This is a genomic window from Pseudomonas sp. BCA17 (assembly GCF_004519405.1).
Lineage (GTDB): Bacteria > Pseudomonadota > Gammaproteobacteria > Pseudomonadales > Pseudomonadaceae > Aquipseudomonas.
Window position 1 is genome coordinate 554047 of sequence record NZ_SGWI01000002.1, and the last position, 26939, is coordinate 580985.

Here is a 26939-nt window from a genome sequence, read left to right on the forward strand (position 1 = left end):
GTCTCTCAGTTTGGTTTTTCAAATGGCTTGTCGAAGGTGATTTTCGGGTCTTTCCAAGGCCCTTCCACTTTGTATTGCACGCTGGCGAAGCGCGAAACCCGGTCACCGATCAGTTTGTCGATCAGGAACAACGCACCTCCAATGGCCGGCGCACCGACAATCAGTGCCGCGATGGGCAGGTTGTTGGTCACAGGCAAGGTAACCAACAGCTTGGCGTTGACACGATCAGCCACCAGGTCGAGGGTGCCGTTGAGTTCCAGGTTGGTCGACGGCCCGGTCATGGTAATGGGCTCACGAGTCACGAACACACCGTCACTGGCCGCCAGTAAACCTTTGACCCGGTCATAGCTCAAACCCTTGCCGAGCAGGTCCGAGAAGTCCAGGCGCAGACGACGGCCGATGGAATTGAAGTTCAGCAGGCCGAACACCCGCAACGCCTGGGCGCCACCTTCCACTTCGACAAATTGACCTTTACGGAACGATGCATCTAGGCTGCCGGAGAAACGCTTGGGCCCGACCCACGCCGGCGAGCCCGGCCAACGCCCATCCACGTCCAGGTGGAAGTCCTCGCTGGTCACCGTCGGCGCAAAGCCCCAGCCCTTCAGCACATCGGCAATGTTCTTGCCATCCAGGCGCCCTTTGTACCAACTGTTGCTGGCACCTGGCGCACCTTCCCAACCACCGGCGCCCTTGAGCAGCATGCCCTTGAGTCCCAGGTCCAGATCGGTAAACGCCAGGCCCTTGGCGGTCGGCCTGATCTTCAGCGACCAGGCCCCTACAAGGTCCGGCCCCTGGTACAGCTTGTCGATACCGATATCCAGTGCCGGAATATCCTTCGGATCAATATCGGCCAGCGGGTCAGGAGCGTTTTCATCCGCCTGTACCGTCGGGTCCACCGCAGGTAATTTCACGTATTGCAGCTTGATCGCAATCGGCGCGCCCTTGGCGTCCGGCAGGTTGACCGTGCCTTTAGCCTGCTGGCTGTCGAGCTGCAAGCCCCAGGCAGCCGGCTTGCGATCAAGCTGCAGGTTGACCTGATCCAACTGGGAGCCGAAGCCCGTCAGCTTACCCACCTTGAAATCGGCACCACTGAGCAGTTGCTTGGCGCTGCCGCCCGGATCGTTGCCCGCGTATCGGCTCACCAGTTTTTTCCATGGGTCGATATCCAGCTCCGACAGTACGCCGCGAATGCGCAGGCCCTTGGCCGCAGGCAATAAAGCGTTGCCATCGCCGAGGAACAACTCGCCGCGACCGTCGTTGAGCTTGTCCGGCGGCGCAGCAAACGTGAAGTTGGCCAGTTCGCCGTAACTGAACCAATAGCGGCGCTCGGCGCCTTGCAAGGTCATGCGGAATACGCTGTCACGCCCCTGGCTGGCCGGCATGCCAAAGGGCGCGGGTAAATCTACCGCGACGCCCTTCATATTGGAGCTGACCATCAGTTGGCTGTCAGCGCCATCCAGCGTCAGTTGCAATTGGTACGGAATGTCGCCGGAAACCGGCAGCGGCTGGCTGATCTTCAACCAATCCGTCAGACGCTTGACCGTAACCTGGCCTTTGGCGGTCACGCGGGTGCTGATATTGCCGGGCTTGCCATCGGCAACAATCTGCGCGGTGATGGGGCGGTCGAACGCCTGTGCCGAGATATTCTGGCCGCTCAGGCCCTTGGCGCTGTCGAAGCGGAAGTCGCCCTTGAGCTGGGTCAGGTCCAGGGACGGTTCCGCCAGTTGCAGTCGGGCTTTGTCGGTCTTGAAATCCACCACGATCTTGGGGTCGGTCCCCTTGGCCAGGGGCACGTCCAGGTCCAGGTTGCCTTGCAGGTCGCCCTCGCCTTTCCAGCCGGCGAAGGTCGAGGCGGTGCCTATCGGCGCTTCCTGAAGGATTTTCAGGCCATCGCCCAGGCCACCGGAAAACCCTCCGGTCAGCAGCAGGTGGCTGTCCTGGCCGGCAGGTGCGTGGGGAATATTGACGTAGACATCCTTGACCTTGGTGTCGAGCAACTGGCCCTTGCTGGCCAGGATGCGCACACCGCTCTCTTCGACGAACACTTCACCGTCGACCTTGCTTACATGAGGCCAACCCGGCTGGAACGCCAACTCGGCGTCATGCACCTTGAAGAACAGGCTGATATTGCGCGAAGCCGGCAGCGCGTCGTGATTCAGCGAACCTTGGTATTGGAAGAACCCTTGGTCAACCGCCCCCTTGAGAATGGCTGTGCGCAGCCACTCATCCAGCGACGGGCTCAGTACAGCGGGTAGATACTTGGGAGTGAAGCGACCATCACCATCAACCATGCCCACCCGCAGGTCCATGTAGTCTTCCTGGCTGTGGTCGAAATGCAGGCGAATCAGGAAGTCGGCAGCGATTTTGCCTTCCTCGCCCAATACCTTGATGTAAGGCGCTATCAGGGTGAAGCCTTCTTTATCCAGCTTCCAGGTCAGCCGCGCATTGGCCTGGTTGTACTGCCAAGGCTTGGCGAAGATCGGGAACAGATGCAGGGAAAAGTCCTTGCTGTCCATGCGCAATTCGCCATGGCCCAGATCGCCGCTGATGCTGCCGGACACATTACGCGCGGCAGGCGCACCGAAGTACGCATCAAAGCCGATGCGCTCAAGGTTGGCGGCGAAGCTGACTTTGCGGTCGGTGGTGTCCTGGGGGCGCAAATCCACCAGCACATTGCGCAGCACACCCGTAGCCTTCAGATGCTCAAGGGTCTTGGCGAAGCCTTCCGGCAACGGCGCCAAGGCATTCAACAAGGGTATGATGGGCGTCAGATCGAGGCGATCGGCTTGAAGCTTCCAGACTTCCTGGTCCTTGTCCGTGGCCAGGGTTTGCTGCAATTGCACATGTGATTCCCAGCGGGTATCGCCCAGGTTCATCGCGAGCGAATCAAACAGCACCTCGAGGCCGTTCTCACTGCGTTGCAGATAAGCCGTCAGGGCAAGATTCTCGATATGCACAGGCTTGCGATCGGCGTAGCTGCCCTTCACTTGCGGCGAATTGAGACGTACCGCAGCACTTTGGACAGTACCTTTGGCCCAGCTCAGCCAAAACTCACCGCCGGCCTGGAACTGCGTGAGCTTCCATTGCTGAGTCAGCTTCGCGGGGATCCATTTGGCCCAATCGCTTTGGGGCAGACTGAGGTAGGCTTCAACTTCTGCATCTCGCCATTGGCTGGCACGAATGCGGCTGCGCAGGCTGACGGCAAGCGGTTGACCGTCAGGCAGCGTCAAGCGTGCGTCCAGGCGTTGCCGAGTCATGCCGGTATGCAGGCTCAAGCCGACATAAGTCACGGTCAACGGCGCTTGATCGAACGGCTGGAAGGTGACCTGGCTGTCCAGCAGTGACACGCGCTTGACCATTTGCATGCGCGTCAACACCTGCTCCGGGTCCAGTGGCTGGTCATTCTGCACCGGCAGGCCTTGCAGGGCCCAGTGACCGTCCTTGTCTTCCTTGACGCTCAATTGCAACCCACTGACTTCCAGGTGGGCGATGCGCACTTCCCGGGCCATCAGGCTGGCCCAGATATCCGGCACCACTTCGACCTGGTCCAGGCGCAGGGCACTGCTGCCCTCGCCGACCATGACATCGTGGGCCAGTAATACCGGGGCGAAGCCACTCCAGCGGCCTTCGAGGCTGCCGATGTGCAAAGGAATATCAACCGCGGCCTGGGCCTTGGCCTCAACTTCCGCACGGTATTCGGCCACCAGCGGCGTCAGTTGACGACCCAGGCTCACATACACCGCCGCCAATACCAGCAGCAACGCACACAGGCCCAGGCTCCAACGGGTCAAAGCGGCAAAAAAGCGTATCAGACGCTCCATGTCAGGCGACCCTCAAGGCAGTTGGCGGACGGCAGATCATGGCCTGCCGGTCTCACGAAAAGAAAGCGAATGGGGATCAGAGCAGCACCACGTCGTATTGTTCCTGGGAATACATGGTTTCAACCTGAAAACGAATCGTGCGCCCGATAAAACCCTCCAGCTCCGCGACGTTACCGGACTCCTCATCCAGCAATCGATCGACCACTTTCTGGTTGGCGAGCACTCTATAACCTTCGGCCTGGTAGGCTCGCGCCTCCCGTAAGATTTCCCGGAAAATCTCGTAGCAAACCGTTTCAGGGGTCTTCAGCTTGCCGCGGCCCTGGCAACTGCTGCAAGGCTCGCACAGCACTTGCTCAAGGCTTTCGCGGGTACGCTTGCGGGTCATCTGTACGAGGCCAAGCTCGGTGATACCGATGATATTGGTCTTGGCGTGATCGCGCTCCAGCTGCTTCTCCAGCGTACGCAACACCTGGCGCTGGTGCTCTTCGTCTTCCATGTCGATGAAGTCGATGATGATAATGCCGCCGAGGTTGCGCAGGCGCAGTTGGCGGGCAATCGCAGTAGCCGCTTCGAGGTTGGTCTTGAAGATGGTTTCTTCAAGGTTGCGGTGCCCCACGAACGCTCCCGTATTGACGTCGATAGTGGTCATGGCTTCGGCCGGGTCTACCACAAGATAGCCTCCGGACTTGAGCGGCACCTTGCGTTCCAGGGCTTTCTGGATTTCATCTTCGACGCCATACAGGTCAAAGATTGGGCGTTCACCAGGGTAGTGTTCCAGGCGATCGGCAATTTCCGGCATCAACTCGGCAACAAATTGCGTAGTGCGCTGGAAGGTTTCCCGCGAGTCGATGCGGATTTTCTCGATCTTTGGACTGACCAAGTCACGCAGGGTACGCAGCGCCAAGCCCAAATCTTCATAGATGACGCTTGGCGCGCCAATGGTCTTGATCTGGGCACCAATCTGGTCCCACAAGCGCCGCAGGTACCGGATGTCCATCAAGATTTCATCAGCGCCTGCGCCTTCAGCGGCAGTGCGCAGAATAAAACCACCCGCCTCCTTGATGCCCTCGGCCGCCACACAATCGCTTACCACTTTCTTCAGGCGTTCACGTTCGGCTTCGTCTTCGATTTTCAGAGAGATGCCAACATGGGCAGTACGAGGCATGTACACCAGGTAGCGCGACGGAATCGACAGTTGGGTGGTCAGACGCGCGCCTTTGGAGCCGATGGGGTCCTTGGTGACTTGCACCACCAGGCTCTGCCCTTCATGCACCAGGGCGCTGATGCTTTCCACTGCCGGGCCTTCGCGCAGGGAAATTTCCGAGGCGTGGATAAACGCGGCACGGTCCAGGCCGATGTCGACGAATGCGGCCTGCATCCCCGGTAACACGCGCACCACTTTACCTTTATAGATGTTGCCAACGATCCCGCGCTTCTGGGTACGCTCGACGTGCACTTCTTGCAGAACACCGTTCTCTACCACCGCCACGCGCGATTCCATCGGCGTGATATTGATCAGAATCTCTTCACTCATGGCTGGGTCTCGTTCAGGCGTTTTCACAATAGTGACCGATCGCTTTAGGCTGGGCGCTGGAGTCAAGCGATCAGCGCACGGTAAGGTTTTGCCAACAGGGTATGCCGAATTGGTCCAGCAGTTGCGCGGTTTCGCACACCGGCAAGCCGACCACGGCTGAATAACTGCCACTGAGACCGGCCACGAATACCGACCCCAGCCCTTGAATAGCATAGCCCCCCGCCTTGTCCTGGGGTTCGCCACTGTGCCAGTAAGTTGTAGCCTCCTCGACAGAAACCCTTCGAAAACGTACACGGCTGCTTACACATCGGGTTTCACAGCGCTGCCCATCAGTGAGGGCAATGGCGGTGAGGACTTCATGCTCGCGGTCGGAAAGGGCCATCAACATCGCCAGGGCGTCGGCCTGATCAACAGGCTTGCCGAGGATCCGACCGTCAACGATCACAGCCGTATCAGCACCCAGCACGCAAACATCGGAGGGTTGTTCAAGCGCAGCAAAACCCGCCACGGCCTTGCCGCGCGCAAGACGCTCGACATAGGCAACAGCGGGTTCGTTGGCAATAGGCGTTTCATCGATGGAGGCGCCGACCACGGTGAAGGGCACACCGATCTGGGTCAACAGCTCACGTCGCCTCGGAGAGCCCGAAGCCAGATAAAGCGAATTCATTCCAGACTCTCCCTGCAGAGTTCGATAACCAGGCAGAGCCTCGCAATCCATTCAATTGATTTTATAGCGACGACGTAACCCACGCAGACCGAAACTGACCCACGGCCACAGCAGCGCGCTGACCAGGGCCGGTAATACCAACGCCAGGGTCGGCTGACGGTTACCGGTCAAGGCGCTGAGCCAGAGTTGCACCAACTGCGCCAGGCCGAAGATCACCAGGATCACCAGGCACTGCTGCCACATAGGAAACATGCGTAGACGCTGTTGCAACGACAACACCAGAAAGGTGATCAGGGTCAGGATCAACGCGTTCTGCCCTAGCAAAGTGCCATAGAGCACATCTTCCGCCAAGCCGAGAAACATCGCGGTCACCATGCCCACTTTGTGCGGCAGGTTCAGCGACCAGAAGGCCAGCAGCAACGCCAGCCACAGCGGGCGCAGGATTTCCATGAATTGCGGCAGTGGCGAGACGCTGAGCAGCAAGCCGATGGCAAAGGTCAGCCAGACGATCCAGCCATTGCGCGAATGAGTACCGGCCATTATTCCTCCCTCTGCCGCGTAGATGCCGGGGTGGTTGCCGCAGGCTTGGCTGCCGGCGTCGCCGCTGGTGGTTTAGCCGCCGCAGGTTTAGCGGGGCGCGCGGTGTGGGCCGCCGGCTTGGCCGGGGTTGCTACGGGCGCTGCCGGTGCGGCTGCCGGTGCGGGCGGCCCCACGAATGCCGGTTTCGGCACCGTCGCCGGAACGATCGGCGTAGTGCCGTTCTGCTTGTCTTCCGCCTCCTGAGCCTGAGCGGCGTCATTGGCGCGCTCTTCCGGAGTGCGGTTGTCACTGAAGACCAGCAGCAGGTAACGGCTGCGGTTCAGGGCGGCGGTCGGCACAGCGCGCACAATGGCGAATGGTTGGCCGGAATCGTGGATCACTTCCTTGACCGTCGCTACCGGGTACCCTGCCGGGAACCGCTGACCAAGACCGGAGCTGACCAGCAGGTCGCCCTCCTTGATGTCGGCGGTATCCGCTACATGCCGCAACTCCAGGCGCTCCGGGTTACCCGTGCCGCTGGCAATCGCACGCAAGCCGTTACGGTTGACCTGCACCGGAATGCTGTGGGTCGTATCCGTCAGCAACAATACTCGCGAGGTGTAGGGCATTAGCTCGACCACCTGCCCCATCAGGCCACGGGCATCGAGCACCGGCTGGCCAAGCACCACGCCGTCACGCTCACCTTTGTTGATGATAATGCGGTGGGTAAAGGGGTTGGGGTCCATGCCGATCAACTCGGCCACTTCGACCTTTTCGTTGACCAGTGCGGAGGAATTGAGCAACTCGCGCAGCCGAACGTTCTGCTCGGTAAGGGCCGCGAGCTTTTGCATGCGCCCCTGCAGCAACAGGTTTTCAGTCTTGAGTTTTTCGTTCTCGGCGACCAGCTCGGTGCGGCTGCCAAATTGGCTGGCCACGCCCTGGTAGAGACGTTGCGGCAGGTCGGTGATCCAGTAAGTCTGCATCAACACCAGCGACATCTGGCTACGCACAGGCTTGAGCAGTGCAAAGCGGGCATCGACCACCATCAGCGCGACCGAAAGCACGACCAGCACCAACAAGCGCACGCCCAATGAGGGGCCTTTGGCGAAAAGCGGTTTAATAAGCCGCTCCTCCCAGGCAAATGTTCTCTTTATTCATACGGCATCTAACCGGCCTGGATGCAGATTGAAGAAGATAAACGCCAACAGGCAGCACTGCAAAGTGCTGCCTGCCAACGAAGCATGAACCATCCAGGCGATCTTATTCGCTGGAGAGCAGGTCCATGGTGTGTTTATCCATCATTTCCAGTGCACGGCCACCGCCGCGGGCGACGCAGGTCAGCGGGTCTTCGGCGACGATCACCGGCAGGCCGGTTTCCTGGGCCAGCAACTTGTCGAGGTCACGCAGCAAGGCGCCACCACCGGTCAATACCAGGCCACGCTCGGCGATATCCGAAGCCAGTTCCGGCGGCGATTGCTCCAGGGCGCTTTTCACTGCCTGAACGATAGTGGCCAGGGACTCTTGCAACGCTTCCAGCACTTCGTTGGAGTTCAGCGTGAAGGCACGTGGAACGCCTTCGGCCAGGTTGCGACCGCGAACATCGACTTCGCGCACTTCACCACCCGGATAAGCGGTACCGATTTCCTGCTTGATGCGTTCGGCGGTGGACTCACCGATCAGGCTGCCGTAGTTGCGGCGTACATAAGTGATGATCGCTTCGTCGAAGCGGTCGCCGCCTACGCGCACGGATTCGGCGTAGACCACACCGTTCAGGGAAATCAGGGCGATCTCAGTGGTACCACCACCGATATCCACCACCATCGAACCGCGCGCTTCTTCAACCGGCAGGCCGGCGCCGATAGCGGCAGCCATAGGCTCTTCGATCAGGAACACTTCGCGGGCACCGGCACCAAGGGCCGATTCACGGATGGCACGACGCTCCACCTGGGTGGACTTGCATGGAACGCAGATCAGCACACGAGGGCTGGGCTGCAGAAAACTGTTTTCGTGAACTTTGTTGATGAAGTACTGCAGCATCTTCTCGCAGACACTGAAGTCGGCGATCACGCCGTCTTTCATCGGACGAATGGCAGCAATATTGCCTGGTGTACGGCCGAGCATGCGCTTGGCCTCGGTGCCGACGGCAACGACACTTTTCTGATTACCATGGGTCCGAATAGCCACAACCGATGGTTCATTCAGGACGATACCGCGCTCGCGCACGTAAATAAGGGTGTTGGCAGTGCCCAGGTCAATGGAAAGATCGCTGGAAAACATGCCACGCAGTTTCTTGAACATGGGAAAGGGACCCTAGGCAACGCGTGGGTAAAAAAGTGCGGCAAACTCTAACAACGACAGGGATTTTGGGCAAGGCGCCAATGTGCTAAATTGGCCGACTTTCTGTGCACCAACCCCCACAATCGCGGCCATATGACCGTAGAAATGCGGTAGTGTTCCGACAATCTAACACACGGACGCCCTCCGTTCTGTTTTCCACTGGAGAATCCCATGGCGCTTGAACGCTCCGACGTGGAAAAAATCGCGCATCTGGCCTCGCTTGGCCTGAATGACGCCGATCTTCCACAGACCACCGCAGCCCTGAACAGCATTCTCGGGCTGGTTGACCAAATGCAGGCCGTGGATACCGACGGTATCGAGCCTCTGGCTCACCCGTTGGAAGCCAGCCAGCGCCTGCGCGCAGACGTCGTGACCGAGCACAATAATCGCGAGGCCTACCAGTCCATCGCGCCAGCGGTCGAAAACGGCCTGTATCTGGTTCCGAAAGTCATCGACTAAAGGGAAAGAGCCTTTCATGCATCACATGACTCTGGCCGAGATCGCCCGCGGTCTCGCCGACAAAAAGTTTTCTTCCGAAGAGCTGACCAAGACCCTGCTGGCGCGCATCGCCGAGCACGATCCCAAGGTCAACAGCTTCATCAGCCTCACCGAGGAGCTGGCCTTGAGCCAGGCGAAGGCTGCCGACGTGCGGCGCGCCAACGGTGAAAATGGCGCACTGCTGGGCGCCCCTATCGCCCACAAAGACCTGTTCTGCACCCAGGGCATTCGCACCAGTTGCGGTTCGAAGATGCTCGACAACTTCAAAGCGCCCTATGACGCCACCGTAGTGTCCAAGCTGGCCGCCGCCGGGGCCGTGACCCTGGGCAAGACCAACATGGACGAATTCGCCATGGGTTCGGCCAACGAGTCGAGCTACTACGGCGCGGTGAAAAACCCGTGGAACCTGGAACACGTGCCCGGCGGTTCGTCCGGTGGCTCGGCTGCCGCCGTTGCCGCGCGCTTCCTGCCCGCCGCCACCGCCACCGACACCGGCGGTTCGATCCGCCAGCCTGCCGCGTTCACCAACCTTACTGGCCTGAAGCCGACCTACGGTCGCGTTTCCCGCTGGGGCATGATCGCGTACGCATCCAGCCTGGATCAGGGTGGCCCCCTGGCTCGGACCGCTGAAGACTGCGCGATTTTGTTACAAGGCATGGCAGGCTTCGATAAACAGGACTCCACCAGCATCGATGAGCCGGTGCCGGACTACAGCGCCAGCCTCAATACCTCGATCAAGGGCCTGCGCATCGGTTTGCCGAAGGAGTACTTCAGCGCCGGCCTCGACCCGCGAATCGCCGAGAGCGTGCACAACTGCGTCAAGGCGCTGGAAAAGCTCGGTGCCGTGATCAAGGAAATCAGCCTGCCGAACAACCAGCACGCGATTCCAGCCTATTACGTGATCGCCCCGGCTGAAGCGTCCTCCAACCTGTCGCGTTTCGACGGTGTGCGCTTCGGCTACCGTTGCGAAAACCCAAAAGACCTGACCGACCTGTACAAACGCTCTCGTGGCGAAGGCTTCGGCGTAGAAGTACAGCGCCGGATCATGGTGGGCGCCTACGCTCTGTCGGCCGGTTACTACGATGCGTACTACCTCAAGGCGCAGAAAATCCGTCGCCTGATCAAGAACGACTTTATGGCAGCCTTTAATGAAGTCGACGTGATTCTCGGCCCAACCACGCCTAACCCGGCCTGGAAGATCGGCGCCAAGAACAACGACCCGATCGCCGAGTATCTGGAAGACTTCTACACCATCACCGCCAACCTCGCGGGCTTGCCGGGCCTGTCCATGCCGGCCGGTTTCGTCGATGGCCTGCCGGTAGGCGTGCAGTTGCTCGCCCCGTATTTCCAGGAAGGCCGCTTGCTCAATGTGGCGCATCAGTACCAGTTGAACACTGACTGGCACACTCGCACCCCTACCGGCTTCTGAGGAGAACACTATGCAATGGGAAGTTGTGATCGGGCTGGAGATTCATACCCAGCTCGCCACCCAATCGAAGATTTTCTCCGGTAGCGCCACCACATTCGGCGCAGGGCCCAACACCCAGGCCAGCCTGGTCGACCTGGGCATGCCCGGCGTACTGCCAGTGCTGAACCAGGAAGCGGTGCGCATGGCGGTGATGTTCGGCCTGGCGATTGACGCCGAGATCGGCCAGCACAACGTGTTCGCGCGCAAGAACTACTTCTACCCGGATCTGCCCAAGGGCTACCAGATCAGCCAGATGGAACTGCCGATCGTCGGCAAGGGCCACCTGGACATCCCTCTGGAAGACGGCACGATCAAGCGTGTCGGTGTAACCCGTGCCCACTTGGAAGAAGACGCCGGCAAAAGCCTGCACGAAGAATTCCCGGGCGCTACCGGCATCGACTTGAACCGTGCCGGCACACCGCTGCTGGAGATCGTGTCCGAGCCGGACATGCGCAGCGCCAAGGAAGCCGTAGCCTACGTCAAGACGATCCACGCGCTGGTGCGTTACCTGGGCATCTGTGACGGCAACATGGCCGAAGGCTCGCTGCGTTGCGACTGCAACGTATCGGTCCGCCCAAAGGGCCAGGTCGAGTTCGGCACCCGCTGCGAGATCAAGAACGTCAACTCGTTCCGCTTCATCGAAAAGGCGATCAACAGCGAAGTGCGTCGTCAGATCGAACTCATCGAAGACGGCGGCAAGGTCATCCAGCAAACCCGCCTGTACGACCCGAACAAAGACGAAACCCGCGCCATGCGCAGCAAGGAGGAAGCCAACGACTACCGTTACTTCCCCGACCCTGACCTGTTGCCGGTCGTTCTGGAGGATTCATTCCTCAACGACATCCGCACCACCCTGCCGGAATTGCCGCAGCAGAAACGCGAGCGCTTCCAGGAGCAGTTCGGCCTGTCGGTCTACGATGCCAGCGTCCTGGCGTCCAGCCGTGAACAAGCCGACTACTACGAAAAAGTGGTGAGCATCGCCGGCGACGCCAAACTGGCGGCCAACTGGGTGATGGTTGAGCTGGGCAGCCTGTTGAACAAGCAGGGTCTGGAAATCGACGAAGCCCCGGTCACCGCCGAGCAACTGGGCGGCATGCTGCTGCGTATCAAGGACAACACTATCTCCGGCAAAATCGCCAAGACCGTGTTTGAAGCCATGGCCGCAGGCGAAGGCAGCGCCGACGAGATCATCGAGAAGCGCGGCCTCAAGCAAGTGACCGACAGCGGTGCGATTTCCGCGGTTCTTGATGAAATGCTCGCGACCAACGCCGAGCAGGTCGAACAGTACCGTGCGGCGGACGAAGCCAAACGCGGCAAGATGTTCGGCTTCTTTGTCGGCCAGGCGATGAAAGCGTCCAAAGGCAAGGCCAACCCGCAACAGGTGAACGAACTGCTTAAAAGCAAGCTCGAAGGCTGACAGCGGTGAGTGCTCCGAGTGAAACTTCATGCTTGACTCGGACACACCGTATGAGGGGGCTTGCCTCCGATAGCGGCGATTCAGTCAAACCAGTAGCGACTGACACGCCACTATCGGGGGCAAGCCCCCTTCCACTTTGTAACGGGGCACTTTGATAATGAAGCGTCTACTCGGCCTCCTGGCCCTGTTCTCACTGTTGGCCGGTTGCGCCAGCGGCCTCATTGACCCCAACGGCTATGACGAAACCGGCACCGCCTCTTATTACGGGGCCAAGCACCATGGCAAAAAGACCGCCAGCGGTGAACCCTTCAACCAGAACTCCCTGAGCGCCGCCCATCGGCGGTTGCCCTTCGGCACACGGGTCAAGGTGACTAACCTGGCCAACAACAAATCCGTAGTGGTACGCATCAATGACCGTGGCCCGCATACCCGTGGGCGCTTGATCGATCTGTCGCGCAAAGCGGCCGAGCAACTGGGTATGCTGGGCAGCGGCACTGCACGCGTACGTGTGCAAGCCATGAGCAACTGATCGAGGCAGCCTTGAGTATTTTCGGATTGAACGCACTCTCGCCCTGGAGCCTGGCTGAACTGATCAGCGGCCTGCTGCTGCTGATCGTCGGTGCGGAAATCCTGGTGCGCGCCGCCGTGCGCCTGGCCGCCAGTCTCAAGGTACGGCCGCTGATCATTGGCCTGAGCATCGTCGCCTTCGGCAGCAGCGCACCGCAGATGACCGTCAGCCTGCAAGCCACCCTGGCCGGCAACACCGATATTGCCGTGGGCAGCGTGATCGGCAGCAGCATCTTCAACATCCTGGTCACTCTGGGTCTGTCTGCGCTGATCATCCCACTGCGGGTGTCGCGACAACTGGTTCGCCTGGACATTCCGCTGATGATCCTCGCCGGGCTGCTGGTGTTCGCCCTGGCGGCCAATGAAGCGCTGACACCATTCGACGGCCTGCTACTGCTCGCCGCCCTGGCGGGCTACCTGGGCATGCTGCATTACCAGACCCGTCACTCACGCCGCCCGCGCACACTGGACACCGTGGCCAAAGCGCCCTGGTTGAGCAGCGCATTGCTGATGCTGAGCGGGTTCCTGGTGCTGGTACTGGCCGGGCATCTGCTGCTGGGCGCGGCGGTGGATGTCGCCGCAGACCTGGGCCTGTCGGAACGCATCATCGGCCTTACGCTGATCGGTGTCGGCACCTCTCTGCCGTGCCTCGCAACCTCATTGATCGCAGCCCTGCGTGGCGAACGGGAAATAGCCGTGGGCAACGTGATCGGCAGCAATTTGTTCAACCTGTTGGGTGTACTGGGTTTTACGGCGTTGGTTGCACCGTCGCCGTTGTCGGTGTCCCCCAATGCCCTGGACTTCGATCTGCCGGTGATGCTGGGTGCAATCACCTTGTGCTTACCGGTGTTCTATACCGGCTACCGCGTCACTCGCGCCGAAGGCCTGGTTCTGCTGGCGCTGTACGTTGCGTATGGCCTGCATGTGATGGCGTTTACCACCGGCATGCCGCTGGCGAATAAACTCGAACAATTGATGCTGTATTACGTCCTGCCGGTACTGGTGGCGTTGCTGTTGTTCACATCGCTACGGGCCTGGCGCCGCCAACACAAGAGGGAATCGCAATGACCGATCAGAAAAAGCCCGGGGTTGAAATGCGTCGCCAAGTAATGGGCGATGTGTTCGTCGACCATGCCCTGGGCAACGCGACCGAGTTCACCCAGCCGCTGCAGGACTTCGTCAACGAACACGCATGGGGCAGTGTGTGGAATCGCGAAGGCTTGCCACTGAAGACCCGCAGCCTGATCACTCTCGCCGCGCTGACCGCGCTCAAATGCCCGCAGGAACTCAAAGGCCATGTGCGCGGCGCACTGAATAATGGCTGCACCGTGGAAGAAATCCGCGAAGCGCTGCTGCATTGCGCGGTGTATGCCGGGGTGCCGGCTGCGATTGATGCGTTTCGTGCGGCCCAGGAAGTGATCGACAGCTACCAGAAAGAAGGCTAGATCCAGCCTCCCGCCTGCAACACAAAGATCCCGATATTCGTGGTCACCGCCGCCATCAGGGTGGTGATCACGATAATCGCCGCCGCCAGTTCATGATTGCCCTCGGCCGCCCTGGCCATCACGAAACTCGCGGCTGCCGTCGGCGCGCCGAAATACAGAAACAGAATCCCCAGTTCCGGCCCACGAAAGCCCAGTAGCCAGGCGCCCAGCGTCGCCACCACCGGCAAGCCGATCATTTTCACCAGGCTGGCACTCAGGGCCATGCTCCCGCTTTTGCGCAATGCGGCCAGTGACAGGGTGCCACCGATGCAGATCAGCGCCAGCGGCAAGGTCATGTCCGCCAGGTACTGCCCCGAGGACTCCAGCCAGCCCGGCAAGCCAATCTGGAACACTGCGAACGGCGTGGCCGCAATCACACTGATGATCAGCGGGTTAGCCACTACGCTCTTGCAGATGCTCCACGGGTCGGACTTGATCACCGGGCTATACACCGCCAACACAATGGTCGACAGCGTGTTGTAGAACAGGATCACCAGCGCCGCGAGAATAGCGCCGAGAGAGATGCCGTAGTCCCCGTACATGCTGGCGGCCAGCGCCAGGCCGATGACCCCGTTATTGCCGCGAAACGCGCCCTGGGTATAAATGCCGCGATCTTCAGGCGGGCAACGAAAAATCGCCCACCCCCAGGCCATGGCAAAGCTGAGCAATGTGGCGACAGCAAAGTAGATCAGCAAACCCGGCTTGAGCGCCGAGTGCAGGTCGGCATGCAGGATGCCCAAAAACAGCAGCGCCGGCATGGTGACGTTGAACACCAGGGACGAGGCGGTGTGGATAAAGTTGTCGTTGATCCAGTTGATGCGTTTGAGCAACACACCCAGGAACAGCATGGCAAACACCGGCGCGGTGATGGTCAGGGTGGTGAGGAAAATAGCCAGCATGCCGGGGGGAACCTTGGTGAGCGTCGTCAGGTGGCTAATGATAAGCCATGCAACCCGCGCCGTCCGGTCTAACGCTATCGGGGGCAAGCCCCTCCCACACCTGACCGCGTTCCTACAGGTTAAATGCGGTCAAAAAGTGGGAGCGGGCGTGCTCGCGAAGGCCGTCGACGCGGTCTCAGGTAATGGGTGCCGGGTTGAACAGAGTGATGTCGTTATGCAGCTTGTGATGTTCGGCCCACGTCTTCTTCTTGCCGCTGGCCACGTCCAGATAGAAGTGAAACAGCTCCCAGCCCAACTCCTCGATGCTCGCACGCCCGGTGGCGATGCGCCCGGCGTCGATGTCGATAAGGTCTGGCCAGCGCTGCGCCAGCTCGGTACGGGTTGAGACCTTCACCACGGGCGCCATCGCCAGCCCGTAAGGCGTGCCACGCCCAGTGGTGAACACATGCAGGTTCATGCCCGCCGCCAGCTGCAACGTGCCGCACACAAAGTCACTGGCCGGGGTCGCGCAAAAAATCAGGCCCTTGCCCTTGAAGCGCTCGCCAGGGCCCAGCACGCCGTTGATCGCGCTGCTGCCGGATTTGACGATGGAGCCCAGGGACTTCTCGACAATATTCGACAATCCACCCTTCTTGTTGCCCGGCGTGGTATTGGCACTGCGATCCGCTTCGCCTTTGGCCAGGTAACGGTCATACCAGTCCATTTCCCTGACCAGCGCCTGGGCTACTTCCTTGTCCTGGGCACGAGAAGTCAGCAGGTAGATGGCGTCCCGGACTTCAGTCACTTCGGAAAACATCACCGTCGCCCCGGCTCGCAACAATAGGTCCGAGGCGTAGCCCAGCGCCGGGTTGGCGGTGATGCCGGAGAACGCATCACTACCACCGCACTGCATTCCCAGGATCAGCTCCGAGGCCGGCACGGTTTCACGGCGTCGCTGGTCGAGCTTCTTCAAGCGGGTTTCGGCAAGTGCCATGATCTGCTCGATCATTTCAGTGAAACCGTGGCTGGAGTCCTGCAGGCGGTATAACCACGGCTCGCTCAGATCGACGGAGCTGTCGTTCTCATGCATCACTTGCCCGGCCTGCAGTTTCTCGCACCCCAGACTGATCACCAGCGCCTCGCCGCCCAGGTTCGGGTTGCGTGCCAGATTGCGCACCGTGCGGATCGGGATGTAGGCATCCGTCGCGGTGATCGCCACGCCGCAGCCGTAGCTATGGGTGAGCGCCACCACATCATCGACGTGCGGGTAATTGGGCAGCAGTTCGTCCTTGATGCGCTTGACCGCATGGTCCAGCACACCGGTGACGCACTGCACCGTGGTGGTGATGCCGAGGATATTGCGCGTCCCCACAGTACCGTCCGCGTTGCGATACCCCTCGAATGTAAAGCCCTCCAGCGGCGCCTGGGCTTCGGGTACCTCGGTGGACAGCGGCAAGCTGTCCAGCGGCGGCGCGGTGGGCATGCGCAGTTGGTCTTCCTGCACCCAACTGCCACGCGGAATCGGCGCCAGGGCGTAACCAATGGTCTGGCCATAACGAATAATCCGACCGCCTTCGGGAATATCCTCCAGGGTCACCTTATGGCTCTGGGGAATAAACTCCACCGTCACCAGGCCGTCAGGAAACTCGGTCCCGGCCGGTACGCCCTGATCGTTGACCACGATCACCACATTGTCGCGTTCGTGCAAACGAATCGAGCGCGGCGAATCGGCATGTTCAATCAATTGCATCACACGACCCCTCAGGAATGCGCTTCGGTTAGGTTGGTCAGCTCAGGCCCTTTGCTTGGAGGCTCTTTGAGTACTACACGCTTGATTGGGCCAACGATGACCAGGTAACTGAACACCGCCACCAGCGCGTTTGCCCCTACAAACACCAGGGCCCACTTGAAGGAACCGGTGGAGCTGATGATGTAGCCGATGACAATCGGTGTGGTAATCGACGCGAGGTTACCGAAGGTGTTGAACAAGCCGCCGCTGAGGCCGGCGATTTGTTTCGGCGAAGTGTCGGACACTACCGCCCAGCCCAGTGCGCCAACGCCTTTGCCGAAGAACGCCAAGGCCATGAAGCCCACCACCATCCATTCGATATCCACATAGTTGCAGGCCACGATGCTGCTGGAAACCAACAGGCCACCAATGATCGGCGCCTTGCGCGCGAAGGTCAGCGAATGGCCCCTGCGCAGAAGATAATCGGAAATCACCCCACCCAGTACACCGCCGATAAACCCGCAGATAGCTGGCAACGAGGCAATGAAACCGGCCTTGAGGATGGTCATGCCACGGTCCTGCACCAAGTACACCGGGAACCAGGTGAGGAAGAAGTACGTGATACCGTTTATGCAATATTGGCCCAGGTATACACCGAGCATCATGCGGTTGGTCAGCAACTGGCGGATGTAATCCCACTTCGGACCGTCGGTTTTTTTGCCCTTCCCTTTGTCCTGATCCATATCGACCATCGCACCATTGGCGGCGATGTGATTGAACTCGGCTTCGTTGATCATCGGATGGTGGCGCGGGCTGTGGATCACTTTCAGCCAGACCAGCGAAAAGATGATGCCGATCGCACCCATCACGATAAACACGTGTTGCCAGCCGAAGGTGTAGACGATCCAGCCCATCAGCGGTGCAAACAGCACGGTGGCGAAGTATTGCGCCGAGTTGAAGATCGCCGATGCCGTACCGCGCTCCGCCGTAGGAAACCACGCCGCGACAATACGGGCATTGCCGGGAAACGACGGCGCTTCGGCCAGGCCCACCAGGAAACGCAGCATGAACAGCGCGACCACCGCAGTGGAAACCCCGAACTCACCAACATAACCTTGCAGCACGGTGAACAGCGACCAAGTGAAGATGCTCAAGGCATAGATTTTTTTCGAGCCGAACCGGTCCAGCAGCCAGCCACCGGGAATTTGCCCGGCTACGTAGGCCCAACCGAATGCGGAGAAGATGTAACCGAGGGTGACCGCGTCGATGCCGAGGTCTTTTTGCAGGCTGGAGCCGGCGATTGCGATAGTGGCCCGGTCGGCATAGTTGATCGTCGTCACCAGAAACAGCATGAGCAGGATCAAATAGCGGACGTGGGTCGGCTTGGTCGCTTGCATGAAGATGTACTCCCACTAATTATTTTTTTTGCGGGTAAGCATTTCTGTGTTGGGTGTAGGAACCGGCAGGCTACCGGCTCCTACTGCGGGTACGTCTTACGACCCGATGTAGCTGGTTTTCACCACTGTGTAGAACTCTTGCGCATAGCGACCTTGCTCACGCGAACCATAGGATGAGCCTTTACGACCACCGAAAGGAACGTGGTAGTCCACACCTGCGGTCGGCAGGTTGACCATGACCATCCCGGCCTGGGAGTGGCGCTTGAAGTGGTTGGCGTACTTCAGCGACGTGGTGGCAATACCGGCTGACAAACCGAATTCGGTGTCGTTGGCCATGGCCAGCGCGGCCTCGTAATCCGCTACGCGTACCACGTTGGCCACCGGCCCGAAGATCTCTTCACGACTGATGCGCATGGCGGCTTCACTGTCGGCAAACAACGTCGGTGCCAGGTAGTAGCCCTCGGTGTCGCAGGTCACCAGGCCGCCACCGCTGACCAGCCGTGCGCCTTCGCTTTGGCCGATGTCGATGTATTTCAGGTCCTGGTCCAACTGGGCCTGGGACACTACCGGGCCGATATCGGTGCCGCTTTTCAGGGCGTGGCCGACGGTGATCGACTTCATGCGCTCGGCCATGGCCGCGACGAACCGGTCGTGGATACCAGCCGTTACGATCAAGCGACTGGATGCGGTGCAACGCTGGCCGGTTGAATAGAAAGCGCTCTGTACCGACAGCTCGACAGCCTGCTTGAGGTCGGCGTCATCGAGGATGATCTGCGGGTTCTTGCCGCCCATTTCCAACTGCACTTTGGCCTGGCGCGACACGCAGCTCACAGCGATCTGGCGACCCACGCCCACCGAGCCGGTAAAGCTGATGCCGTCGACTTTCGGGCTGTTGACCAGCACATCGCCGACCACACGGCCGCTGCCCATCACCAGGTTAAACACGCCGGAGGGGAAACCGGCGCGGGAGATGATTTCCGCCAGGGCCCAGGCACAGCCCGGCACCAACTCGGCGGGTTTGATCACCACGCAATTGCCATAGGCCAGGGCCGGGGCGATTTTCCAGGCGGGGATAGCAATCGGGAAATTCCACGGCGTGATCAAGCCGACCACCCCCAATGCCTCGCGGGTGACTTCAACGTTCACGCCTGGGCGCACCGACGGCACGTAGTCGCCCGACAGGCGCAAGCACTCACCGGCGAAGAACTTGAAGATGTTGCCAGCGCGGGTCACTTCGCCGATGGCTTCGGGCAGGGTTTTGCCCTCTTCCCGAGCCAACAGTGTGCCGAGTTCTTCACGACGGGCGAGGATTTCGCTGCCGACTTTATCCAGGGCATCGTGTCGAGCCTGAATACCGGATGTCGACCAGGCAGGGAACGCGGCACGGGCGGCATCAATAGCCGCATTGACCTGGGCGACGTCAGCCTTGGCGTATTCGCCGATGACATCAGACAACTCCGACGGGTTGAGATTGACGCAATAGTCGGCACCGGCCACCCACTCGCCGTTGATGTAGTTTTCAAAACGCTTGGCTTGGGACACAAATCTTCTCCTGACGCAAAAGGCCGCTGATTGCTCAGCGGCCTTGTTGATAAGTTACTGCGGACCTTGCTTGTCGATCAGCGCGGCCAGGGCTTCGTACTCTTCCGGCAGCAAGTCAGTCAGCGGGGTACGGACCGGGCCTGCGTCGTAGCCGGCGATTTTGGCGCCGGCCTTGACGATGCTCACGGCATAGCCCGCCTTGCGGTTACGGATGTCGAGGTAAGGCAGGAAGAAGTTGTCGATGATCTTGGCGACCGTGGCGTGATCGTCCTTGGCAATCGCGTGGTAGAAGTCCATCGCGGTTTTCGGGATGAAGTTGAACACCGCGGAGGAGTACACCGGAACGCCCAGGGCCTTGTAGGCCGCAGCGTAAACCTCTGCAGTCGGCAGGCCGCCGAGGTAGCTGAAACGGTCGCCCAGACGACGGCGGATCGACACCATCAACTCGATGTCACCCAGGCCATCCTTGTAGCCGATCAGGTTCGGGCAGCGTTCGGCCAGGCGCTCAAGCAATGGCGCAGTGAGGCGGCAAACGTTGCGGTTGTAGACCACCACGCCGATTTTGACCGATTTGCACACCGCTTCAACGTGGGCGGCAACGCCGTCCTGGCTGGCTTCGGTGAGGTAGTGCGGCAACAGCAGCAAGCCTTTGGCACCGAGGCGTTCGGCTTCCTGGGCGTACTCGATGGCCTGGCGGGTCGAACCGCCCACGCCGGCGAGGATCGGCACACTGGTGGCGCAGGTATCAACGGCGGTTTTCACCACTTGGGAATATTCACTGGCGGCCAGGGAAAAAAACTCACCGGTACCACCGGCGGCGAACAACGCGGTGGCGCCGTAGGGTGCCAGCCATTCCAGGCGCTTGATGTAGCCCGCCTGATGGAAGTCACCCTGTGCATTGAAATCGGTCACCGGGAAAGACAGCAGACCGTGGGAAAGGATGGACTTCAGTTCTTGTGGATTCATTATTCGAACACCCTGGGCAAAGACTTCTGTGAAAGGTTGTTGTTGGTTTGGCGATGTCGTACGTCATCGTACAACTATAAAAAGATTCGTCAACTGCAATTCATCAGACTTCATTCTGTGCGGTGTTGAGACGCTCCTTCTTGACGTAGGAAATTTTTCCTCTACTCTTCGATTAGCTGTATATACATACAGTTATCAAGGAAGATTCCTACGACATAGCAAGGAGCTAACATGTCAGGTCTTGAACTCGCTGCACCCGAAAAAAACCCACCTACCCTGCGCTTCGAAGGGGGTGAACACACCGCCATCGGCGACGACACCCTGTTGCGCTTCGTCAAAGACGCTCCGGCGATTCCGGCACATCAGGTCGAGTTGCACCTGCCTAACGGCCTGGCGCTGACGTATGGCCAAGTGATCGCCTTGGGTGGAGACTTCTATGGCATCCCCGGCCAACCCATCAGCGATGGCGCTTCCCCTGCCGACCGTGTGCAACGCTTTAGCGCAGCGTTTAACTCGCTGGCCGTGCTACCGGCATCGCGGGAAGAGGCCAGGAAAATTCTGGCGGTGATGCAAAAGGAGATCAACGCGGTCAACCAGGCCATCAAAGACGGCAAGCAGCCCCATGAAGCGTATGACGCCCTGGGTGATACGTTATCTGAAGAATGGAACCGGATCACCGGCGGCGGCAGTGCGGTTTCGGCGCTGATCCCACTGGGACGCTACTTGAAGTTGGCGGCGGACAATGCCGACCATTTCGGCGAGTGGGCACTTTCGGCCTATCTGGCGGGGCACACGGCAGCACTTCAACAAGCCGTCGTCGCTCATCAGACTGGCACCGACCAGGCGTTGGAGCTGGCGTATGCCATGAACAGCTTCGCGGATCACTTTTTGACTGACCTGTTCTCCGCCGGCCACTTGCGTGTGCCGCGCAAACAACTGGCGGCCGTGGTGACTCCCGGCGAACTGGGTTCACTGATCAGTCGCTTCATGCACGACGAAGACAGCAAATTCGGGCTCAAGGTGCGCAATGCCATGGGCGATCAGTGGCACGCGTATGGGGATAAACGCTATTTCGATACGATCGACGCGGACAATCGGGTGCAGGTCAAACGTGCGGTGCAGGCTTCGGCGGATGAGATTTTCGACACGTTTATCAGTGGTGTCGCGCCCTCCCCGGCCAACTTCAAGGCACCGCTGTACGTGCCCGATCTGAATGCCGCGCAGAACCCGGCGAATAACTTTTCGCCGCTGTTCAAGATGGACGGCGACAAAGTGCTGCGTCGAAAGGACGTGAATGACCTGAACGACAAACACTGGACGAATGATTGGTGGGGATGGAGCACCTATCTGCTACTCAAGGACTATAAGCCCAACCAACCCGCGTAACCGTTAACCGCGCTGCGCCTGCGCCTCTTCATGGGCATGGCGCAGCCGCTCCCGACTATTGGTCAGATGCAAGCGCATGGCTGCCCGCGCGGCATCCGAATCCTGCCGCGCAATCGCCTCATAAATCTCTTCGTGCTCACGACTCAAGCGGTCCATGTAGTGCTGCTGGTCATCGTGGGCCAGGCGTGCGGAATTCAAACGCGTTCGCGGAATGATGCTGGTGCCCAGGTGGGTCATGATGTCGGTGAAGTAACGGTTGCCGGTAGAGAGCGCAATCTCCAGGTGGAATGCAAAGTCAGAGGCCACCGCATCACCCGCATGGGACGCGCTTTCATTCAGGGCATCGAGGGCTGCACGCATGGCCGCCAATTGTTCATCGCTACGGCGCAGGGCCGCGAGGCCGGCAGACTCCACTTCCAGGCTGATCCTCAGCTCCAGAATCGCCAACACATCACGCAGCGTCACGACCGTGGCCGGGTCAATCCGAAAGCCGCTGGGGCTTGGCGTATCCAACACAAAAGTGCCGATACCGTGGCGGGTTTCCACCTGCCCTGCGGCCTGCAATCGCGAGATCGCTTCACGCACCACGGTACGACTGACCCCATGGGCGTCCATGATCGCCGACTCCGTCGGCAATTTATCGCCGCGCTTGAGTTGCCCATCGCGGATCTGCTCGGACAACACCGTGACCAGTTCCTGGGCAAGACTGCGGCGCTTGCGGGGAAGACGCGGGGCGGTGTGGGTGTTATCCATGATGAATCATCTTTCTCGGCGAACTTGAGCACGCATGATAGCCCATGGCGGTTGTACGATCACCGTCCCGTCGCGACTTTCATCTTTATCATCTGCGCAAAAAAATGCCCCGACGCAGGTCGAGGCATTTTCCAGGATTACCACCCAGGGTAAACCGGTTACTTCACCACTTTCAGGCTCGGCCGGCCGCTGGGACGCGGTGGCTCGGTGTCCGGTGGTGGCACATCATCACCGTCTTCGCCTTCAATCGATTCGTCATCGCTGAAAGGCGCCTCCAGATCAAATACCATGCCTTGGCCATTCTCACGGGCATAGATCCCAAGAATGGCGCCAATCGGCACGTACAGCGTATGCGGCACGCCACCAAAACGCCCTTCGAAGCTGATCGCTTCATTGTCCATGTGCAAATGGCGCACGGCGCTGGGCGATACGTTCAGGACGATCTGCCCGTCACTGGCGAAACCCTGCGGTACCTGAACCGCGGGAAATTCAGAGTTGACCAGTACGTGCGGGGTGCAATCGTTGTCCACAATCCACTCATAGAGCGCGCGGACCAGGTAGGGTCGACTGGAGTTCATCAGCGGCTCCTTAAGCCTTAGCGCATATCGCGTTCGGCACCAGACAGACTCGCCTGGAAAGCTTCACGCGCAAACTGGCGCTCCATGTAATCAAGCAACGGCTTGGCCGGCCGCGGCAATTCAATACCGAGAATCGGCAAGCGCCAGAGTATCGGTAATAGGCAGCAGTCCACCAAGCTTTGTTCCTCACTGAGGAAAAAAGGTTTATCAGCGAACAGCGGGGACACACCGGTCAAGCTCTCGCGCAACTCCTTGCGCGCCTGCACTCGAACGGCTTCTTTTGTACGCGAATCCAGAATCACATCCACCAACCCGCACCAGTCACGCTGGATCCGGTGGATCAGCAGGCGACTGTTGGCACGCGCCACCGGGTACACCGGCAGCAGAGGTGGATGCGGGTAACGCTCATCCAGGTATTCCATCACCACAGTCGACTCCCACAATGCCAGGTCACGATCGACCAGCGTGGGCAAGCTGCCGTAAGGGTTCACTTCGATCAGCTTCGGCGGCTGACGGCCCGCCTCCACACTGATGATCTCGGCGCTGACACCCTTCTCTGCGAGCACGATACGCACTCGGTGGGAATAGTGGTCGGCGGGGTCGGAGTAACAGGCCAACCGATTGGTCACGCCCATGGCGGTCCTCCTCGCTTGTTGAAATTATCGAAAGCTCAAAAACGAGCGCGCCCAGTGAGCATCTCCGTAACGTCCGGTTCAACCAGACTGCTACATGTTCAGAGATGCCGCTGGGCGCGCAAGATTAACAGCAATTGCTTACGGTTGGATCAATGCACATCCTTCCAGTATTCGCGCTTGAGCAGATAAGCGAATACGAAGAAGAAAGCCAGGTACAGCAATACATAGGTGCCGATACGTTGGTGCTGCAGTTTGACCGGGTTGGCCGAGTAGGCCAGGAAGGTCACCAGGTTCTTGACCTTCTCGTCGAACTGCTCTTCGTTCAGCGTACCGGTCTTGGGCACGATGGTCAGTTGATCGCACGCTTCATGAGTCAAAGGCGTACCGGTCAACGGATCATATTGCTTCTTCCCATCTTCAACGACCTGAACCTGTTTGCATCCTACCACTTGCCGGCCCTGCAGGCTGACCAGAACGTTAGGCATACCGACGTTCGGGAACACTTTGTTGTTCACACCCCATGGGCGCGCCGGGTCTTCATAGAAGGATTTCAGGTAGCCATACAACCAATCGGTCCCACGCACGCGCGCTACCAGGGTCAGATCGGGCGGTGCGGCACCGAACCAGGCCTTGGCGTCCGCCGGCTGCATGCCGATGTTCATGTGGTCGCCAATCTTGGCACCGGTGAACACCAGCTTGTCGAGCATCACTTCGTGTGGGATGCCCAGGTCATCGGCAACGCGCTCATAGCGCTGGAACTTGACGCTATGGCAGCCCATGCAGTAGTTGGCGAAGGTGCGCGCACCGTCTTGCAGGGCAGCTTTGTCGGACACGTCGATGTCGACTTTTTCCAGATCAGGCCCATGTTCGGCCGCGAAGGACAGGAGCGGCAGCGCCGCAAGCATCAAAGCAACGAATAACTTTTTCATCAGCCAGTCACCCTTTCCGGAACCGGTTTGGTCTTCTCGAGCCGGGTGTAGAACGGCATCAGAATGAAGTAAGCGAAGTACAGGAAGGTGCAGATCTGCGACAGCAGCGTACGCTCAGGGGTCGGTGCCAGTACACCCAATACACCCAGGATCACGAAGGCGATGCAGAATACCCACAGCCAGATTTTGCTCAGCCAGCCTTTGTAGCGCATGGACTTGACCGGGCTTCGGTCAAGCCAAGGCAGCACGAACAGCAGCGCGATCGAAGCGCCCATCGCCATCACGCCCATCAGCTTGTCGGGGATTGCCCGCAAGATGGCGTAGAACGGCGTGAAGTACCAGACCGGTGCAATATGCTCGGGAGTCTTGAAAGCGTTGGCCTGTTCGAAGTTAGGCTTCTCCAGGAAATAACCCCCCATCTCCGGGAAAAAGAACACGATCGAGCAGAAGATAAACAGGAAGACCACTACGCCGACGATGTCCTTCACGGTGTAGTACGGGTGGAATGGAATGCCATCCAGCGGTACGCCGTTTTCGTCTTTGTGCTTCTTGATATCCACGCCGTCCGGGTTGTTGGAACCCACTTCGTGAAGCGCCAGGATGTGCAGCACCACCAGGCCGAGAATCACGATCGGCAAGGCCACGACGTGCAAGGCGAAGAAGCGGTTCAGGGTGATGCCGGAGATCAGGTAGTCACCACGGATCCACTGGGTCAGGTCGTTGCCGATGACCGGGATCGCGCCAAACAGCGAGATGATCACCTGGGCGCCCCAGTACGACATCTGGCCCCATGGCAGCAAGTAACCCATGAAGGCTTCGGCCATCAGCGCCAGGTAGATCAGCATGCCGAAGACCCACACCAGTTCGCGGGGCTTCTGGTACGAACCGTAGAGCAGGCCACGGAACATGTGTAGGTAGACGACGATGAAGAACGCCGAAGCGCCTGTGGAGTGCAGCAGGCGCAGGATCGAGCCGTACTCGACGTCACGCATGATGTATTCGACGGAGGCGAACGCCTCTTCCGCCGACGGGGTGTAGCTCATCGTCAGCCAGACGCCGGTGACGATCTGGTTGACCAGCACCAGCAGTGCCAGGGAGCCGAAGAAATAGAAGAAGTTGAAGTTTTTTGGTGCGTAATATTTGCTGAGATGGTCTTCCCACATTTTAGTGGCGGGGAAACGCGCATCCACCCAATCCATGAACTTGCTCATCAGGCTTTCTCCCCCTCGTCGACGCCAATGACAATGACACTGTCAGTCTCGTAATGATGTGGCGGAACTGGCAGGTTCAAGGGTGCGGGTTGTGCTTTGTAGACGCGACCAGCCAGGTCGTAGTGAGAACCGTGACAAGGGCAGAAATAACCACCGACCCAATCTTTGCCAAGGTCTGCAGGGGCAACTTCAGGGCGGAAAGTAGGCGAGCAACCCAGGTGGGTGCAGATACCGATCAGCAGCAGAATCTCCGGCTTGATCGAACGGATTTCCTTATCTACGTAAGCGGGTTGGTCGGAATTCTTCGAGTCGGGGTCAGACAGTTGACCTTCGATTTTCTTCAGATTTCCCAGGATCTCCTCGGTACGACGAACGATGAACACTGGCTGACCGCGCCACTCAGCAATCATCTGCTGGCCTGGGTCGATCTTGCTGACATTCACCTTCACCGGTGCACCTGCGGCTTTCGCCTTGGCACTGGGAAACCATGACCCCACGAACGGGACCGCAGCCCCCACCGCTCCTGCAGCACCCACCACGGATGTGGCTGCTACCAAGAAGCGACGCCGGCCTGCATTCACGCCGTCATTGCTCATTCAGTCCTCTCCCATCAGCTTTTTGGC

General features: G+C 59.6%; 24 protein-coding genes. 7 read left to right on the forward strand and 17 right to left on the reverse strand.

Translation table 11 applies throughout. The features are described from left to right. Positions 1-5: 5 nt before the first annotated feature. The 6 genes from EXW71_RS11450 to mreB all read right to left on the reverse strand — a co-directional run bounded on the left by EXW71_RS11450 (position 6) and on the right by mreB (position 8839). Complete coding sequence (locus EXW71_RS11450) at positions 6-3821, reverse strand: YhdP family protein (RefSeq protein WP_134658667.1); 3816 nt, start codon at positions 3819-3821, stop codon at positions 6-8. A 76-nt stretch (positions 3822-3897) separates the two neighbouring features. Next, entirely contained in the window at positions 3898-5355 is a 1458-nt protein-coding gene (gene rng / locus EXW71_RS11455; protein ID WP_010213134.1) for a ribonuclease G, read from the reverse strand. Between the two features lie 70 nt (positions 5356-5425). After that, a complete protein-coding gene (locus EXW71_RS11460; RefSeq protein ID WP_134658669.1) occupies positions 5426-6022 on the reverse strand; it encodes a nucleoside triphosphate pyrophosphatase in 597 nt (198 codons plus the stop codon). Between the two features lie 51 nt (positions 6023-6073). Beyond that, a complete protein-coding gene (mreD, locus tag EXW71_RS11465; protein WP_071485963.1) occupies positions 6074-6562 on the reverse strand; it encodes a rod shape-determining protein MreD in 489 nt (162 codons plus the stop codon). Continuing rightward, positions 6562-7662, reverse strand: coding sequence for a rod shape-determining protein MreC (mreC, locus tag EXW71_RS11470; protein ID WP_134658671.1), 1101 nt, complete (start codon positions 7660-7662; stop codon positions 6562-6564). The genes mreD and mreC overlap by 1 nt, the downstream gene beginning before the upstream one ends. 139 nt (positions 7663-7801) lie before the next feature. After that, entirely contained in the window at positions 7802-8839 is a 1038-nt protein-coding gene (gene mreB / locus EXW71_RS11475) for a rod shape-determining protein MreB (protein ID WP_002555108.1), read from the reverse strand. A gap of 210 nt (positions 8840-9049) precedes the next feature. Here mreB and gatC point away from each other — a divergent pair, with 210 nt between their 5' ends. From gatC to EXW71_RS11505, 6 genes are all read left to right on the forward strand, one after another. Continuing rightward, positions 9050-9337, forward strand: coding sequence for an Asp-tRNA(Asn)/Glu-tRNA(Gln) amidotransferase subunit GatC (gene gatC / locus EXW71_RS11480; RefSeq protein ID WP_123714579.1), 288 nt, complete (start codon positions 9050-9052; stop codon positions 9335-9337). A gap of 16 nt (positions 9338-9353) precedes the next feature. After that, a complete protein-coding gene (gatA, locus tag EXW71_RS11485) occupies positions 9354-10805 on the forward strand; it encodes an Asp-tRNA(Asn)/Glu-tRNA(Gln) amidotransferase subunit GatA (RefSeq protein WP_134658673.1) in 1452 nt (483 codons plus the stop codon). 10 nt (positions 10806-10815) lie between these two features. Continuing rightward, positions 10816-12261 (forward strand): Asp-tRNA(Asn)/Glu-tRNA(Gln) amidotransferase subunit GatB, encoded by a 1446-nt coding sequence (gene gatB, locus EXW71_RS11490; RefSeq protein WP_134658675.1) that lies wholly within the window; start codon positions 10816-10818, stop codon positions 12259-12261. A gap of 157 nt (positions 12262-12418) precedes the next feature. Further along, on the forward strand, positions 12419-12790 hold the full coding sequence (locus EXW71_RS11495) for a septal ring lytic transglycosylase RlpA family protein (protein ID WP_123714576.1): 372 nt from the start codon (positions 12419-12421) through the stop codon (positions 12788-12790). Between the two features lie 50 nt (positions 12791-12840). Next, the gene (locus tag EXW71_RS11500) at positions 12841-13896 is read left to right on the forward strand and encodes a calcium/sodium antiporter (protein WP_134658940.1); all 1056 of its coding nucleotides are present in this window, start codon (positions 12841-12843) and stop codon (positions 13894-13896) included. Further along, entirely contained in the window at positions 13893-14273 is a 381-nt protein-coding gene (locus EXW71_RS11505) for a carboxymuconolactone decarboxylase family protein (protein ID WP_134658677.1), read from the forward strand. The genes EXW71_RS11500 and EXW71_RS11505 overlap by 4 nt, the downstream gene beginning before the upstream one ends. Here EXW71_RS11505 and EXW71_RS11510 read toward each other — a convergent pair. The 5 genes from EXW71_RS11510 to kdgD form a co-directional block, all read right to left on the reverse strand. Next, entirely contained in the window at positions 14270-15211 is a 942-nt protein-coding gene (locus EXW71_RS11510; RefSeq protein WP_123714574.1) for an AEC family transporter, read from the reverse strand. The two genes, EXW71_RS11505 and EXW71_RS11510, sit on opposite strands and share 4 nt — an antisense overlap. A gap of 175 nt (positions 15212-15386) precedes the next feature. Next, positions 15387-16940, reverse strand: coding sequence for a galactarate dehydratase (gene garD / locus EXW71_RS11515; protein ID WP_123714573.1), 1554 nt, complete (start codon positions 16938-16940; stop codon positions 15387-15389). 11 nt (positions 16941-16951) lie between these two features. Continuing rightward, positions 16952-18316, reverse strand: coding sequence for an MFS transporter (locus tag EXW71_RS11520; RefSeq protein WP_134658679.1), 1365 nt, complete (start codon positions 18314-18316; stop codon positions 16952-16954). A 96-nt stretch (positions 18317-18412) separates the two neighbouring features. Then, positions 18413-19858 carry an aldehyde dehydrogenase family protein gene (locus EXW71_RS11525; RefSeq protein ID WP_134658681.1) on the reverse strand — a complete coding sequence of 482 codons (1446 nt, stop codon included), beginning with the start codon at positions 19856-19858 and terminating at the stop codon, positions 18413-18415. A gap of 54 nt (positions 19859-19912) precedes the next feature. Next, complete coding sequence (kdgD, locus tag EXW71_RS11530; protein WP_106578655.1) at positions 19913-20824, reverse strand: 5-dehydro-4-deoxyglucarate dehydratase; 912 nt, start codon at positions 20822-20824, stop codon at positions 19913-19915. 231 nt (positions 20825-21055) lie between these two features. Here kdgD and EXW71_RS11535 point away from each other — a divergent pair, with 231 nt between their 5' ends. Next, the gene (locus EXW71_RS11535) at positions 21056-22210 is read left to right on the forward strand and encodes a phospholipase (protein WP_134658683.1); all 1155 of its coding nucleotides are present in this window, start codon (positions 21056-21058) and stop codon (positions 22208-22210) included. A 3-nt stretch (positions 22211-22213) separates the two neighbouring features. On the opposite strand, the gene EXW71_RS11540 is transcribed toward EXW71_RS11535, so the two are convergent. The 6 genes from EXW71_RS11540 to petA all read right to left on the reverse strand — a co-directional run bounded on the left by EXW71_RS11540 (position 22214) and on the right by petA (position 26912). Continuing rightward, on the reverse strand, positions 22214-22963 hold the full coding sequence (locus tag EXW71_RS11540) for a FadR/GntR family transcriptional regulator (RefSeq protein ID WP_134658685.1): 750 nt from the start codon (positions 22961-22963) through the stop codon (positions 22214-22216). Positions 22964-23121: 158 nt separating this feature from the next. Continuing rightward, positions 23122-23541 carry a ClpXP protease specificity-enhancing factor gene (locus tag EXW71_RS11545; protein WP_123714567.1) on the reverse strand — a complete coding sequence of 140 codons (420 nt, stop codon included), beginning with the start codon at positions 23539-23541 and terminating at the stop codon, positions 23122-23124. 17 nt (positions 23542-23558) lie between these two features. After that, positions 23559-24176, reverse strand: a complete 618-nt coding sequence (locus tag EXW71_RS11550) for a glutathione S-transferase N-terminal domain-containing protein (protein WP_123714566.1) — start codon at positions 24174-24176, stop codon at positions 23559-23561. 149 nt (positions 24177-24325) lie between these two features. After that, positions 24326-25105, reverse strand: coding sequence for a cytochrome c1 (locus EXW71_RS11555; RefSeq protein ID WP_134658687.1), 780 nt, complete (start codon positions 25103-25105; stop codon positions 24326-24328). Continuing rightward, positions 25105-26316: a cytochrome bc complex cytochrome b subunit gene (locus EXW71_RS11560; protein ID WP_123714564.1), complete on the reverse strand. Its 1212-nt coding sequence runs from the start codon at positions 26314-26316 to the stop codon at positions 25105-25107. Before EXW71_RS11560 ends, EXW71_RS11555 begins: the two co-directional genes overlap by 1 nt. Beyond that, positions 26316-26912, reverse strand: coding sequence for a ubiquinol-cytochrome c reductase iron-sulfur subunit (petA, locus tag EXW71_RS11565; protein WP_123714563.1), 597 nt, complete (start codon positions 26910-26912; stop codon positions 26316-26318). Before petA ends, EXW71_RS11560 begins: the two co-directional genes overlap by 1 nt. Between the last annotated feature and the right edge of the window lie 27 nt (positions 26913-26939).